8 protein-coding genes are annotated in these 15,172 nt (G+C 61.1%); 3 read left to right on the top strand and 5 right to left on the bottom strand.

Features of this window, described 5'->3' with window-relative positions; translation table 11 throughout:
- Positions 1-214: 214 nt before the first annotated feature.
- From ACOYXE_RS19415 to cobG, 5 genes are all read right to left on the bottom strand, one after another.
- On the bottom strand, positions 215-7,285 hold the full coding sequence (locus tag ACOYXE_RS19415) for a TcdA/TcdB catalytic glycosyltransferase domain-containing protein (protein WP_460926461.1): 7,071 nt from the start codon (positions 7,283-7,285) through the stop codon (positions 215-217).
- A 300-nt stretch (positions 7,286-7,585) separates the two neighbouring features.
- Positions 7,586-9,286, bottom strand: coding sequence for a precorrin-3B C(17)-methyltransferase (cobJ, locus tag ACOYXE_RS19420; RefSeq protein WP_160055452.1), 1,701 nt, complete (start codon positions 9,284-9,286; stop codon positions 7,586-7,588).
- Positions 9,286-10,020 carry a precorrin-2 C(20)-methyltransferase gene (locus tag ACOYXE_RS19425; RefSeq protein WP_405122393.1) on the bottom strand — a complete coding sequence of 245 codons (735 nt, stop codon included), beginning with the start codon at positions 10,018-10,020 and terminating at the stop codon, positions 9,286-9,288. Before ACOYXE_RS19425 ends, cobJ begins: the two co-directional genes overlap by 1 nt.
- Positions 10,017-10,643, bottom strand: coding sequence for a precorrin-8X methylmutase (locus tag ACOYXE_RS19430; protein ID WP_405122394.1), 627 nt, complete (start codon positions 10,641-10,643; stop codon positions 10,017-10,019). The genes ACOYXE_RS19425 and ACOYXE_RS19430 overlap by 4 nt, the downstream gene beginning before the upstream one ends.
- Complete coding sequence (gene cobG / locus ACOYXE_RS19435) at positions 10,636-11,931, bottom strand: precorrin-3B synthase (protein WP_405122395.1); 1,296 nt, start codon at positions 11,929-11,931, stop codon at positions 10,636-10,638. The genes ACOYXE_RS19430 and cobG overlap by 8 nt, the downstream gene beginning before the upstream one ends.
- 132 nt (positions 11,932-12,063) lie before the next feature.
- Between cobG and cbiE the strand changes: the two genes are divergently transcribed.
- The 3 genes from cbiE to ACOYXE_RS19450 are packed head-to-tail and all read left to right on the top strand — an operon-like array spanning position 12,064 to position 15,078.
- Complete coding sequence (gene cbiE, locus ACOYXE_RS19440; RefSeq protein WP_460926462.1) at positions 12,064-13,275, top strand: precorrin-6y C5,15-methyltransferase (decarboxylating) subunit CbiE; 1,212 nt, start codon at positions 12,064-12,066, stop codon at positions 13,273-13,275.
- On the top strand, positions 13,268-14,365 hold the full coding sequence (locus ACOYXE_RS19445; protein ID WP_405122397.1) for a cobalt-precorrin-5B (C(1))-methyltransferase: 1,098 nt from the start codon (positions 13,268-13,270) through the stop codon (positions 14,363-14,365). The genes cbiE and ACOYXE_RS19445 overlap by 8 nt, the downstream gene beginning before the upstream one ends.
- Positions 14,362-15,078, top strand: a complete 717-nt coding sequence (locus tag ACOYXE_RS19450) for a cobalt-precorrin-6A reductase (RefSeq protein WP_405122398.1) — start codon at positions 14,362-14,364, stop codon at positions 15,076-15,078. The genes ACOYXE_RS19445 and ACOYXE_RS19450 overlap by 4 nt, the downstream gene beginning before the upstream one ends.
- The last annotated feature ends 94 nt before the right edge of the window (positions 15,079-15,172 follow it).

The following is a 15,172-nucleotide window of genomic DNA, read 5'->3' on the forward strand; positions in this document are numbered from 1 at the left end:
GCAAACACGACCCATTCAAACTCAAATAAAATCAAACATTGTCAGGCAAAACAAATTGCAATCACCCTGACAAAAACGCAAATATTATAATAATCACAACCACTGCCCCCCGCTGAAAGCCACAACAAAACAGCCGCCACGGTTACACAAACAAAACAAAAAAAAATAATCACCGACAACTTTTGACGATCCTTGATTGAAAATTTTATATATTTCAGGACAAGATCTTAATCACTGTTACCAGTTCAACTATTGCCTCATCACCGCGCATCTGTAAAAAAGTCGCAATCCATTGTTCGAGCGTAAACCTGAATACTTGAGTGTCGACGCTGACTGCCAACACCATGTGTTTTCTCGCCTCGGAGTATGGCGGATCGACATCTCTGACTATCAGCGTGTGAGCACTGTCCGGGTCAGTAAACATCAGATGCCCGTCGACCAGCGACATTAACAAACGTGCGCAGTCAGCCATTTCGAGAAGCAGCAGGTTTGAGCCCGCATCTTCAGCGTTATCTGCCAGCCGCGTATCGACCACAATGCAGTCCAGACGCTGCCAGGCCTGGTCCGTAATGCGATACCCGGCGGTCCGGGATCCAAAGGCCAGAATCAGTGTGTCGACGCCATCGGGCAACAATGCTGTGATATCAGTCACTCCATCGCTCAAAGCAATGGATAACACCTCGCCTTCACACTGCGCGTGGCAGTCTGGAATCCACACCGAATCATGATCGGCAGGACCCGGGCTGAATATGAGTCCGTCAACCGGGTCGAACAGCAGCGGAGCAGAGCTTTGGCGCGGGCCAAGAAATATTGGCCACGAGCCATCGTGCCGACCGGCGATTTCAAAAAGCCGATCCGCCGCGGGCACGTAATACGTATAGCGATTACCGGTATTTACGACCGGCAGAACCGACGCATGGGTCTGCCTCACCAGTAATGCCTTCAGGCGCGCCCGCAACTGCTCAGCCGTCAGGCCCAGAACGTACGACCAGCGATTTTCCACGCTGACGATCCGCGCAGGCTGCTGATCGTGCAACTCGACATTGACCCCGTCGCGAGTCTGCCCGATCAGACCTTGCCCACGCGCCAGCACTTGCACAAACGACCATTGCGCCCAGACTCTTTCTGCGTGGGGCAATTGCTCCGGGATAACGCGTTGCGGTCCCGCAGCGAAAGCGACGCGCAGTGTCTCGATCGCAACGAGTGGTTGGCGATAAAGCTGCCCGGCCGAGCCATCCAGCAACCACGCCGCCTGTTTGTCCGGGGTGAGTCCCAACAGCGTCAATTGCGCCTCAGCGCTGACATCTGTCAGTACGAACTGTTCATTGATGCACCACGCCGCCAGGAACGCAGTACCGGCGCGGTTACCCAACCCTATTATCGGGAACGGCTCGGATTTATGTGCGTTGGCCAGCGCGGGCAAGGCATCCAGCCAATTTGGGGTTTGCTGCAGCCATCGCTGACCGAGGCCGACAAACTTCAGAATGCTCGGTCTGGCAGCCTCGCCAATCCATTGCTCGTCTTTGACGGTGATGTCATGGAGGTCGATCTCGAAGAGACGGCCATCGGACTTGGTGGCAATGTTGCGACCGGCCGTTTGCGTTACCTCGACAATATCGCGCTCGATGACAAAGTTGATGAATCGCCCGGGCCTCGGTTCGACGCCCCGGCTGATCGTCTGCGCCCGCTTGCTGTAAAACAGCAGTGCACCACTCTCGGGGTCGGACGGCATCAGCATCACCATGTCCGCGTCACTGCCCAACCCCGCCGAGAAATATTTGCCTGTGCGCTTGTTGACCCAGGCACGCTGGCGCAAACCTTCGAAAAAGCAGGTACGGGCGTAAACGAACGGTGCATATGCCCAGGTGCTGATGGCAGCGGCCATGCCCGGTGTTTCATCGTCATACGCGCCGAAGGTTGTGAAGTGATGCAACTCTCCTTGTCCGGGCCGAGCGGTGGGTTCCTCGATGAAGGACGACTTGATCCCCGTCATCACCACCGCCGAATCCGTTATGCGGTACTCCAGCGTGGTTTCGGTTTCACTGATACGGGCATCGATCAGCAAGCGCTGCACCATTCGCAAACTGCCATCGGCGTCCTGGACACAGCCAATGATGTGCGCGCCGGTGGCAGGATTCAGCAAACGGTAGCGATGCACGACCGTGCCGGTTATCGCGTCGACCCGCCAGACCGTCGCACAGTGTGGATGGTAGAACCAGGCATGGCGGGAGTTGGCGCCGCCCAACACCACACCCTCATTGACCGCGCTTGGCAGATTGCGCGCGTACAACAGGCGATCCCGGCTCGCTTCATACCAGGCAGTGGTCAGCGTCGCGGGGCCGGCGGAATTGAATGGCACCCGGAATCCGTACAGCGGCACAGACTGCGCAACCAATCGTCCTTCACTCGCCAGTTTGCGCAACAACGCCAGGGTTTGCGCCAGGCGGCGTTGATCGTCGAAGGTGACAGACTGCAAGCGCAAAAGGTTTTCCCATCCGTCGACCCGGAACAGGCCCTCCGCCAGTTCGATGAAGCCATCGAACACCGACAGCGCCATGCCGCCGACCATCAGTTGGCCTGCGTCAGGCTGTCCCCAGGCTGTGCCGACAAAACTGACCTGATCCAGACGAACCCAGGTCGCATGCACTATCCAGGTGGCCTGACCACGAAATCTCACAGCGACCAGGCCGGGCACGAGCCTGACCTGGTACTGTCCTGCGGGGGCGATGATCTCGTAGGAGATCTTGTTCTGCACCGGTGCGTCCAGCGTCGGCACCAGCAACTGCCGCACTTTCTTGTCCAGAACCACGTTGATGTCTGTCGGTTTATAGACCGGATGCAGCTTGTAAAGAATGTGTGGCAGCGACGGGGTCGTGGTGAGGTAGAAACGCCTGTTCCCGTGTTCGTCATATTCCAGAGCGTCTGCCGTGCGGTCGGACAATTGCGGGTAGCGGGTTTCAGTGTTGCTATCGCCAGCGTCGCCCACCTCAAAGGGCAACGGCTCATAGGTATAGCCACCCAGCCCTTTCACCTGATACTCGTAACCGTAGTAACAGGTCGGCGTGCTAGGCAGCACCAGTGTCTCAAGCGCATCGGTTTCATCTCGGTACAAATGGACGACTTCCGGCAATTGCAGGGCCTTGCGGATATCGAGAGAACGATGAATCTGCTGCGGGTCATCGTTGTATTGCGGCAGTTCCAACGGCCCGCCTTTCCACGGGTAAAACTTCTGGCTGTCGAAGCGCACTTCATTGTTTTGCAGGTTCACGCTGACAATGACGGCCTCTGCGGGAAATTGCACAACCTTGCCCTTGAGGGTGTACGCACCGCGCCTGTAAGCATTGCGGATCGCGCGCAGATGGTGACCCACGGCCGTGGCCTTGTCCCTGATCTGCCCCAGATTGCTGGCGATGGCCGTCACCCCGATGCCGACACCCAGTAGCGGCACCGACAGGACAGCCGCCGCCGTACTTACCGCCCCGCCAGCCGCCAAAGCAACAACATCCAGCCCCAATGCCGCAACGTTGAATGCCAGTGAGGTGGAGAACCGCGAGCGTTGCTCGTGGCTCTCGGCCACCGACAGGCTGTGAAGATCGAAGCCGATGTTGGCGAGCGAAAATACAAATCCGCCTGCCGTGGCGACACGCCCCAGCAGACGCCCGGACAACGACGACTGACCAAGCGCCAATGCCCGTTCGCTGGCCGCTACCTGACGCACCAGATTGATCGTCTGCGCCGTGTCGCTCAACACACCAAAACTCAACTGCGCATAGCTGAAATAGACCTGCACTTGCAGGGCTATCGACAAAACCGGCGCCCGCTCGCCATCAACCTGATAGTCACGATGGCGCATTTCAGTGACCAACGCCTGGATCGCGAAGGCGAAACTCAGACGACTGCCGCCGTCGGCTTCGACGGCGGCACTTGGCTTGCCCGCCAATGCGCCAACCAAACGCTGAAGGTGTTTTTTAAGCCTGTCGAAGCGTGCATCGGCGGTGCCGACCGTCAGTGATCTGCCCGGGTTCTGCACATCCACCAGCGTCAGCGAATAACCCGTGTCTGAGTTTGCCTTGACCGTATCCAGGAGTGGCAAATAGTTGCGACCCAGTGTGTGTTCAGCGCGCAATTGCCGGGTCGCATGATCAAATTCCTGCGCCCAGTAACGCGCGTCCAACTGCGCGAGGCTGGCCCCCAGCCGCGCGTTTTCACTGAGTGAGCGAGTGCGCGCCACAGCTTGCTTCGCCCAGACCGAAGCCGCCTGAGGGTCGGCGATGGCTGCGGTTTGCAAAAAACTCTCGACTCGTAACCCGGACGACATTGTCCGCTCGGCGAGCGCAACGGTGTCCAGTTCGATTACATCGAACTGCGCAGAACCGATGTCAGCCAAGCCGTACAACCTGGCCAAAGTGTCGTCGCGCAAGTAACGCTCCACGGCCTCCTTCAATTGCGCATATCCGGTAAACCCGTAAATCGCAAAATTGGGGTCATAAAAGCGATAGAGCGTTTGCTCATCCACTTGCACTTTGGCCACCAGCAAAGCGTGATTGCCTGTATCGAGCAGCAGGACGCCGGGGGCGGTTTTCGCTTCCAGTGTCTGCATCACACTGTCGAGGCTTTGCCGGCCGCGAGCCTGTCCGATCGCACGCTCGGGCACCTCGCGCAGTTCATCCAGCGCACTGAGCAATGCCCGCGAATCAACGTCTTCCGGTCTCAGGCTGGCGTTGGCCACACGTCCGATCAGTGCACGCTCGGCCAACCCGCCAGCCGCCACGGCGGCGCCCATCAACAGCGCGAGCGGATAGCAACGACGTCCCGGATCGCCCGGGGTGCGCAGCAACAGATCCTGCGGCAACTGTCTGACGGAGACGGCTCCGGCCTGGAAGAACGCATCGCGCACCTGTCCACTACGCTTGAAAATGTGTGTGTGATATTCACGTTGCGCCGTGCGATTGATCTGTCCGATGCGCTCGCCCCAGTGTTTCAGCGTCAGCGGTGCGCTCATCGCCAGCGCCTTGAGTTCGCGCACCGTGTGCGTGCCGTGGATGTTCACAACGGCGAGACCGGCCTCGAAGGCCGGCGACGCGTGCTCAATCAGTGCCTTTTCGATGGCGTGGTATCGGGCGAACAATCCGCCTTCGGAGGTTTCCCGAGCAACGTCCATGATGCTCTGCCAGGCAGGGGCAAACCCGGCAGCATCGAGACTCTTCGCGCCAAACATTGCGCCGAGGATCACGCGCTGCAGGGGGCTGAGTTGTTCAACCACCAACGAGCCATGGTCGACGAGAGTGAACAACTCGTTGAGGTTGCCAGTGGCCTCGGCGCCATGGGAAAACGGAATCTCACTAACGGTTTGCGCGCGTATCTGCTCACGGTTGTCGATACTGATGGAGATGGCTGAATTGAACGTAATCTCGCCGCTCAACTTCTCCCTCATCGCGCGCATGAACGGCTCGCCCAGATCGTCCATCAATTGCTGCAATACCGGGGTCAGCAACACCGGCTTGCTTTCAATGACCGGCCAGCCCTGTTTGAAGGTCAGCGTGTGCGGTTTCAACAGATCTGCCAACTGGCCGGCGTAGCGCGACTTGAGTTTGCCGGTTCGCCACTTCTCCCGCTCTTCGAGTAACCATTGCTCGGCCTTACCGTCGACGGTCCAGCCGGAGATCATCTCTTCCTCGGTGTGGGTGTTGTAGCCCTCCAACAACTTCAAGCGTTGACGAATCTGCACCTGTCGATCGGGTTGCAAGTGTTGTTCTATGTATTTGAGCAGCGCGGCCGCGGCGGCCCCTGGGCCGGTCAAGGTGATGGTGCCGCGCGCTTCAAGGCGAATGCCATCGCGGTAATAGGTAAAAATCGCGTCGATCAACCTGGAGCGGAACACATCGCTCTGTGCTTCAGGCAGCTTGCCCTGTGCCTGAGCCGCATTGACCACATTTTCGACCACATCAAACATCCGCGTCTGGTCCGCCGGGTCCATGCCGGCGACCGCCGCCCGGCGCTCCGCTTCCAGCAGGCAGTCATAATTGAGGCGGATCATCTGCATGTACGCCAGGGTCATGGCACTGCCGGGATGGGCGAGCATGTGCGCATTCATTTCGCCCCAGTCCGGCAAGCCATAGGCCGTTCCCAGACGAAGCGCGTCCCGTGGCACCGCGCGATCTTGTGGTGCGACAAAGATCTCGCTTAGCGGGTGTTGCTCACGGGCAAACGCTGTCAATGCCTCGAGATGTTCTGCGGGGATCTTGTCGGTGCGATCGAGATAGCGTTGCCGGTCGCGTCCCGGCATCAGCGCTTCATTGTGGTTCAACAGCAATTGCAAAACGCCGATTCGGCCTTCTTCGCCGACGCTGGATATATCGACGCCTGCCAACGTGTCCGCCAGCGGTGGCAAGTAATCCATGTCGCTGTAACGGCCGCCCTCCAGGTACTCGGCCTGCAACCGCACCACATCGCTCGCCGCTGCGAAGTTGCCACGCATGGCCACTTCGCGTTGGTAGACATCCTGCAGAAAGTGTCCGGCAAATTCGTGGCTGACATCACGCAGCTGCAAGTCCGCACCAACCATCGCCTGATGCGTCTGCAGGCAGCGTTGGCGAAAGGCTTCGAGCGTCGCTCGATCCTTGCCGTAAGCGCGGACCAGCAAGTCGATACGCGCCTCGTCGGCTCGACCGAGCCACTGCGGTTGCTGGAGATGCGCAAACATCTGCTGCTTGAGCACCCGTGCACGGTCTTCGATCATCTGCGACAGCTGAAAGGCCTTGTCGACTTTGTCACCGCCCGCTTCCATCGCCGCCGCTCTGGCGCTGTCGAGAATCACCCGGTTCATTTCAAAGGCCAGCAATGCATCACTGTCGTACCAGAGGTTGAAGCGGTAACCCTGCGGCTCCAGCACCTGGCGCCAGATGTTCATGTAGTCGCGCTGATTGCCCCCGATTTCACTGCCGCCCACCCAGACAAAATGCATGATTTTCGCCACGGGCCGGGCCTCGCCATGGAGCATGGCGTGCGTATCCTCCAGCCTGGTGACAGACTTGACGAGATCCGATCGGATCTGGCCGATGGCTTCGGAAACGGGCAGAGCCCTGCGTTGGAGCAACGATTCCAGCGCCTCCTGAAACAGCTTGATCAACAGCAGTCGCTGCGGGTCATCAGTGGTTTGTCTGGCAAGTTCATAGTGCGACAGCAACGCCTTGTATTCAGCGCTGCCGGCAAACGCGCTCAGCGCCCGCCGCAGCTGCGAGAAGTCTTTGGCGGACATGATTTCGTACGGCTGGTTGGTTTTCATCGTGACACTTCTTCAATAGCGGCTTCGTTGACCACGAAACTATTGAGCCGAAGCGCCCCACTCAAACCGCAAAAAACTCAAGCGGTGTCCGGTGAAACATCCAATAACACTCAAGGTTTACGCTTGAACCATGTGGCAATGAATTGCCTGTTTTCTTACCCGCGTACAAACGCACAAGGCCGCCAATCCAGAAGATTGGCGGCCTTGTGTTCGAGCGGGATGACTCAATCCGGATCTTTAACCTGATATCACGCCTAAAGCAGTTGCTTACAACTTCGCAGGACGCTCAACACGACTTTCTCAAACCACAGGTTTTTCACCATACCAGCGCGGTGTGTAGACCCAATCGCCACCGGTTGCCCGTGGAAACGTGCAAGTTGTCGAAGAACCAACCAACACCATGGTGCGCATATCCACTTGCTCCGGGGTCAACGCGCCCAGGGTCGTGGTACGCAGAGTCTGACCCGGACGACCGATGTCGCGCCCTAACACCACTGGCGTTTCAGGTGCGCGATGCTGCGCAACGATTTCCAGCGCCCGGCCCAGCTGCCACGGACGCGCACGGGAGATCGGGTTGTAGAACGCCAAGGCCAGATCTGCTTCGGCGGCCAGATCCAGACGCTTTTCGATGATCGACCAGGGTTTGAGGTTGTCCGACAGCGACATCACGCAGAAGTCATGGCCCAGTGGCGCACCGGCCTGCGCGGCGGTGGCCAGCGAAGCGGAAACGCCCGGAAGGATTTCCAGATCGACGCTGTGCCACGCCGGATCGGCCGACTCGTGCAAGGCTTCAAGCACTGCCGCCGCCATGGCGAATACACCCGGATCGCCCGAGGACACAACGATCACCGAGCGCCCCTCGGCGGCCAGTCTGAAGGCGTGACGGGCGCGTTGCATTTCTTCGCGGTTGTCGGTGCAGTGCTGCACTTGATCGTCGCGAAACGGCCCGGCCATGCGTACGTAGGTTTCGTAACCGAGCACATCGGTGGCGCGGGACAGTTCGGCCTTCACCGCTGGCACCATCAGTTCGGCAGCGCCGGGGCCAAGGCCGATTACGGCGAGACGTCCGCGTGGCCGGCCGATGTTCGAAACATCCAAAGGCTGCTCGGCGACCGCGATTGCCATGCTGTGGCCAGTCAGGACAGTTGCCGCAGGCACTGCGACACGCGCCAGGGTTTCGAGGTTGCTTTGTGCCGCGACAAAGCGCAGCGGCACACCCAACTCGAGCGCCGCTTCACGCAAAAATGGCGAAGCCATTTGCGTCGCGCTGGCCAGCAGACAGCCCAGCGACTGCACGGCGATCTTCGCCTGCTGCAACGCGCTGCGAACGGCACCCGCCAGGTCCGCTGTTTCGGCACTCACCGCCACCGCCACACTGCGTGGATAGATCAGTAACTCATTGGCACTCGCCTCACGCGCGGCACTGCCGACATGAATCGAGCGCTGCGCCTGCGGATCTTCCGGCAACTGCGCCTGATCCAGCCACGGCGCCGCGCCTTCGATGCGCACGCTGTGACCGGCCAACAGGTCGGAGACAAAACGCTTGCCAAGTTCCAGATCGCCCAGGGCGTAACCGCTCGGAGGGTTGAGCAGGCACGTGCCAAAACGCAACTCGCCGCTGGTGGTGATCGCTGCTGCAACCTGCAACGAGGCTGCAATCTCTCGCGCCATGACATTCACCCCGCCGAGGCCACCCAACAGCGGCACCACGGCGCTGCCGTCTTCGGCCACGGCGAGCACCGCAGGCTCGGCGCCCTTCTCCAGCAACAGCGGCGCCAGCGTGCGGATGACGATGCCGGCCGCGCACAGGGCAATGATCGGTGTGTCCTGCTGATACAGCGCGCGCAGGGTCACGCCGAATTCCTGATAGGTGCAATCGGCGCCTTCGACGCGCCCGGCGAGGCCGTGGATCTGCGCCGCCGGATAGACCTGCTGAATGCGCCGTGCGGTGGCCAGGCTACCCTGACCGAGAATGACGATGGCTGGCGTAGATTGAGTCATCAGCCTTGCCACCGTTCGCCCGGCACAATGATCAGCGAGAAGTACGGCGACGACATCGGCTCGACCTGATCCATCGGCACGATCTTCTGATTGGCCATGGTCGCACGCTCGACATACAGCGCGCGTTCGGCCAGACCCAGTTCTTCGAGGACCTGACGCACTTTGGGGAAATTGCGCCCCAGCTTCATGATCACCGCCGCGTCGGCATCGGCCAGACGCCGCTTCAACTCTTCATGGGGCAACACGCCCGAGAGCACCGACAGGCTCTGATTGCGATACACCAGCGGCGCGCCGAGCACCGAAGCGCCACCCAGCATCGAGCACACGCCCGGCACCACTTGGGCTTCATAACGAGTGGCGAGGCGATCGTGCAGGTACATGTAGGAACCGTAGAAGAACGGATCACCTTCACAGATCACCGCGACATCGCGACCGGCATCCAGATGCGCCGCGACCGTCTCGGCGGCTTCGTCGTAGAAATCGCTGATGACTTGCTCATAGGAAAGCGGCGCCGGCAGCGCTTCGGTGGTCACCGGGTAGACCAGCGGCAGCAGGTTCTGCGCTTCTTGCAGGTGCGCCTCGATGATGCCGAAGGCGTTGCCCTTTTTGCCCTTGGCGACGAAGTACGCCACCACCGGCGATTCGCGCAGCAGGCGCAGGGCTTTGACCGTAATCAGTTCCGGATCACCCGGGCCGACGCCCAGGCCAAGCAAACGTCCTTTGGCCTGCATCATTCGATCTCCGTGGCGAGGGCATTGACGGCGGCGGCGGCCATGGCGCTACCACCGAGGCGGCCTTGCATGATCACGAACGGCACGCCACGGCTGTCGGCGGCCAGCGCGGCTTTCGATTCGGCAGCGCCGACGAAGCCGACCGGGAAACCAAGAATCAGCGCCGGTTTCGGTGCGCCGGCATCGAGCATTTCCAGCAGATAGAACAGCGCTGTCGGCGCGTTGCCGATTACCACCACGCTGCCTTCCAGATGCGGACGCCAAAGCTCCAGCGCGGCAGCGGAACGGGTGTTACCCAGCTCTCGTGCCAGCTCCGGCACGCTGTCGTCGCGCAAGGTGCAGATCACTTCGTTATTGGCCGGCAGGCGTGCACGGGTCACGCCTTCGGAGACCATTCGCGCATCACACAGAATCGGCGCACCGGCGGCCAGCGCATCGCGCCCGGCCTTGCCCGCGCCTTCGGAGAATTGCAGACCGTCAATGGCCTCGACCATGCCGCAGGCGTGGATCACCCGCACCGCGAGTTTTTCCAGATCGGCCGGGATGCGCGCCAGATTGGCCTCGCGGCGAATGATCGCGAAGGAGTTGCGATAAATCTCCTGACCGTCGCGGATGTAATCAAGCATCAAGGGGGCTCCGAGAGCGGGTGGCGAGCAGGGTCGCGACCGCTTCAATAGTAAGGTTGCGTGCGTGCAACGCGCCGAAACCCGGCAACGTCGCATCGCGAAAATAGAGGTCGTAATGACCGGGATTGACGGCCAGCAACGTCACCGGGGCACAGTGGGCGGCGGCGCACGAGCGCGTGCAGCCACTGAGGTGGATGTTGAGGGCAGAAGGCAGCAACGTCGCCAGATGGCGGGCGTCCTGCTTGGTGTCGGCCAGGCCTTTGCCGCAGCCATTGGAACCGGTGCAGGCGATCAGGCGTGCAAGGGGTTCGGCAGCGCGGGTCAGCAGGTTCAGTTGCTCAAGACCCTCGATCACTTGAGCCGCATCGCTTGCTTTGACATCCGGCAACAGCAGGCTTTGCCAAGGTGTGAAACGCAAGCTGCCATTGCCGAACTGGCGGGCTAGTTGCGCAGCCCCGCGCAGCATCGCCGGATCGAGACGGCCCAGCGCCGGCACTGCACCGATGTACACCCGCCCCGAGGTATTTTGCGGATGAGCGCCGATGTGCAGATCGTCCGCAACAGCCGCGCGCTGCCAATGGCTGATCAGCTTGATCGGCAAGCGCGTGCTCAGTTGCCCGATAAACGCCGAGAGCGGCAACTCGTCGAGCAAATGGCGCATGCGCGTTTGCTCGGGGCGCGCCAACTCAAGAAACAATTCCAGTACCGCCACCACAAGTGCATGGCCGTGCCCCGGCAACACCGCGCCCAGTGCACGATCCGTTGGGCATCCGGCCAGACCGAACGCCAGCAAGGTTTCACCGTCACGCTCGAACGCCGACAACCACAGGTCGTGGGGATGTTCGAGCATCGCCAAGGTTTCCCCGCCATCCAGTAGCACAGCGAACTTGGCGCTCAACTCGTGGAAACGTGGATGGCTTTGCAGCGTGTCGAGTATCTGTTCGGCGAGAGGCCGAGTATCGAAGTGCATCTGCCGGTCGATCCCGGCAGCGGGGCTGAGCATCAGATTGCGCACATCGTCACCGGCCGCCGTGCGCGGGCCGAGGCCGGCGGCGAGCAAACGCTCGATCAGCGCTGCAGATTGCTGGCCGATCCCACGGATTTGCAGATTGGCGCGGTTGGTCGCCTCGATAGCCCCGCCGAACTGTTCGGCAGCATCGGCCACCGCGTCGGCCTGATCGGCGCTGATCGAACCGCCATTGAGCTTGATCCGGCAGATGCCGCCGTCCAGTGCCTGGACGATACGCAGCAACCCCGGGCAGGCCGAGGGGCGTAAAGCGGTGGACATCGGGCGTTCGTTCAAGGGGCTGACCGGCTGCGTGGGAAAGGCGCTTCACGGGCGAAGGCGCGGTATTATGCCTGCTTTGTCCGCTGGCATGAAAAGTCTGCCCGTCGGAACGGCGTGTTTAGAGGAATATAGATGTCACCCTGGCTGACGGTAGTGGGAATCGGTGAAGACGGCTTCAAGGGCCTGGGCAAAAATGCCCGGCGTGCCCTGCTGAGCGCCTCGCGGATCGTCGGTGGCCAGCGTCAACTGGACCTGCTGCCGGTGTGTATTCGTGGCGAACGGCAATTGTGGCCCAGCCCGTTTTCCCTCGCACCGGTGCTTGAGCAGCGTGGCGATGCGGTCTGCGTGCTGGCCAGCGGTGACCCGATGTTCTACGGCGTCGGTGCCAGCCTCGCCCGCCAGGTGCCGAGCGAGGAGATGCTGATTGTGCCCGCGCCGTCGTCCTGTTCACTGGCCGCTGCCCGCCTCGGCTGGCCGTTGCAGGATGTGGTGACGCTGTCGCTAGTGGCCCGGCCACTGGCGGCACTCAATGCACAACTGTTCAGCGGTGTGCGGCTGTTGTTGCTGAGCAACGACGGTCAGAGCCCGACGGCTGTTGCGCAATTGCTCCGCGAGCGCGGCTTTGGCTCGAGTCGTTTTACCGTTCTCGAGCATCTGGGCGGTGACACCGAGCGGCGCATCGACAGCAGCGCCAACGCCTGGAGTGACACGCCGATAGCCGACCTCAATGTCATCGCCGTCGAATGTCTGGCCAATGCCAATACCCCGCGCCTGTCACGCCTTGCTGGATTGCCAGACTCAGCGTTCCAGCATGACGGCCAACTGACCAAGCGCGACGTGCGCGCCATCACCCTCGCGCGTCTCGCCCCGACACCCGGCGAACTGCTCTGGGATGTCGGCGCCGGCAGCGGTTCGATCGGCATCGAGTGGATGCGCGCGCACCCGAGTTGCCGCGCCTTGGCCATCGAGGCCGATGATGGCCGTCAGCAATTGATCGAGCACAACCGCGATGCACTGGGCGTACCCGGCCTGCAGCTGATTCGCGGCAAGGCTCCGCAGGCATTGGCCGGACTGGAGCGCCCGGACGCGATTTTCATTGGCGGCGGCGTGACCCGTGAAGGAGTCTTCGAAACTTGCTGGGAATACCTCAAACCCGGTGGCCGACTGGTCGCCAACGCGGTGACCCTGCAAAGCGAAGTCACCCTGATGAGCTGGCGTGAACGTTACGGTGGCGAGCTGACGCGCATCCATGTTGCCCAGGCGCAGCCGCTCGGCGAGTTTGACACTTGGCGTCAGGCGTTGCCGATCACCCTGCTCCATCTGGTCAAACCCCTCGATGCGTGACGAAACCGCCGAACAACCCGCGCCGCTGCGTAGCGGCCTGACCACTGGCAGCTGCGCCACCGCCACCAGCCTTGCCGCCGCGCGCCTGTTGCTCGGCGGGGTTTCAGCCGATGCGGTGCAGATCGTGTTGCCCAAAGGCAAGCAGGTGCAGATGCGCCTGGAATTCTGTCGCTTGACCGATGACGGCGCCGAGGCCGGGACGATCAAGGATGCCGGCGACGATCCGGACGTGACCCACGGTGCGCTGCTTTATTCGCGGGTTCGGCTTTTGAGTGAACCGGGGATTCGTTTCAATGCCGGTGCCGGCGTCGGTACCGTGACCCGGCCGGGACTGGTGCTAGGCGTTGGTGAGCCGGCGATCAACCCGGTGCCACGCAAAATGATCAGCGATCACCTGACACTGCTCGCCGCCGAGACCGGTTATGCCGGCGGTTTCGACGTCACCGTCAACGTCGAGGGTGGCGAAGCGCTGGCCCTGAAAACCATGAATCCGCGACTGGGCATTCTTGGCGGGCTGTCGATCCTCGGCACCAGCGGCATCGTCCGGCCGTTCTCATGCGCGGCTTACATCGCCTCGATCCATCAAGGCATCGATGTGGCGAAAACCAACGGCTATCTGCACATCGCCGCCTGCACCGGCAACGCCAGTGAAGACACCATGCGTCGGGTCTACGATCTGCCGGAAATCGCCCTGATCGAAATGGGCGACTTCGTCGGCGCCGTGCTCAAGCATTTGCGCAAAGTGCCTGTGGATAAACTCAGCCTGTGCGGCGGCTTCGGCAAGATCAGCAAGTTGGCGGCAGGACATATGGATCTGCATTCGCGGCATTCGAGCATCGACTTGCCGCAACTGGCGGAATGGGCGGCAGCGATTGGCGCCGATGAGGCGTTGCAGCAAGGCATTCGCGAGGCCAATACCAGTCAGCAAGCCTTGGCGATGGCCAGTGCGGAGGGAATTGCCCTCGGAGATGAAGTCTGTCGACATGCATTGAATTTCGCCCGCAGCGTGGTGCCGGCGCAGGTACAGGTCGAGGTGTTTGCGATTGATCGTCAGGGCGGGATTGTCGGGCATGCCGGAGGTTTAGCATGAAGCGGATTTTACTGCTCGGCGGCGTCACCGAAGCACTGGCGATTGCCCGCACGCTGGGGCCGGAACATATCTATAGCCTGGCGGGTGTTGGCCGAGTGCCGACGGATCTGACCTGTCAGGTGCGGGTTGGTGGTTACGGTGGCGCCGAAGGTCTGGCGCAGTTCATTCGCGACGAAGGCATCGACCTGCTGCTCGACGCCACGCATCCCTATGCCGCACAGATCAGCCAGAACGCTGCGAGCGCCGCACAACTGACTGGCATCCCTTGCTGGGCATTGCGCCGTCCGGCGTGGCAGCCGCAGCCCGGAGATGACTGGCGCGAAGTCAGCGACTGGGCCGAGCTGATCGCTGCCCTCAAGCCTTTCCGCCGTCCACTGTTCACCCTCGGCCGTGAACCGCTGCAACACCTCGATGAGATCCCTGCGGAACAGTTCTGGACCCTGCGCGCGCTCGACGTCTACCCCGGCAACGAACGCTGCGAAGTGATCGGCGCACGCGGGCCGTTTCTGCTGGAGGATGAGCGAGCGCTGTTCGAGCGGCGGCAGATTGATGTGTTGATCAGCAAGAACAGCGGCAGCACCGCCACCGAGCCGAAGCTGGAAGTGGCGCGCGAGCGTGGGCTGCCGGTGATTGTGTTGAAGCGTCCGGGGTTGCCGGGGGGTGATCGGGAGTTTCGATCAGCGTCTGAAGTCCTTGAAGCCCTGACGTCGTAAGACTTTTCATCATTTCGTATTTATCTGTGAATTTACCTGCAAATTTTGAGGACGCAGCCGACTGTTCTTCACTACACCCTCACTCCAATACTTC

Source organism: Pseudomonas sp. MC6, from assembly GCF_054790575.1.

What these genes read in the sequence shown, in the direction of transcription:
- cbiE (WP_460926462.1), top strand. Translation starts at nt 12,064, where the DNA reads ATGTCACCCTGGCTGACGGTAGTGGGAATCGGTGAAGACGGCTTCAAG.
- cobG (WP_405122395.1), bottom strand. Translation starts at nt 11,931, where the DNA reads ATGTCCACCGCTTTACGCCCCTCGGCCTGCCCGGGGTTGCTGCGTATC.
- ACOYXE_RS19430 (WP_405122394.1), bottom strand. Translation starts at nt 10,643, where the DNA reads ATGCTTGATTACATCCGCGACGGTCAGGAGATTTATCGCAACTCCTTC.
- ACOYXE_RS19415 (WP_460926461.1), bottom strand. Translation starts at nt 7,285, where the DNA reads ATGAAAACCAACCAGCCGTACGAAATCATGTCCGCCAAAGACTTCTCG.
- ACOYXE_RS19445 (WP_405122397.1), top strand. Translation starts at nt 13,268, where the DNA reads ATGCGTGACGAAACCGCCGAACAACCCGCGCCGCTGCGTAGCGGCCTG.
- ACOYXE_RS19450 (WP_405122398.1), top strand. Translation starts at nt 14,362, where the DNA reads ATGAAGCGGATTTTACTGCTCGGCGGCGTCACCGAAGCACTGGCGATT.
- cobJ (WP_160055452.1), bottom strand. Translation starts at nt 9,286, where the DNA reads ATGACTCAATCTACGCCAGCCATCGTCATTCTCGGTCAGGGTAGCCTG.
- ACOYXE_RS19425 (WP_405122393.1), bottom strand. Translation starts at nt 10,020, where the DNA reads ATGATGCAGGCCAAAGGACGTTTGCTTGGCCTGGGCGTCGGCCCGGGT.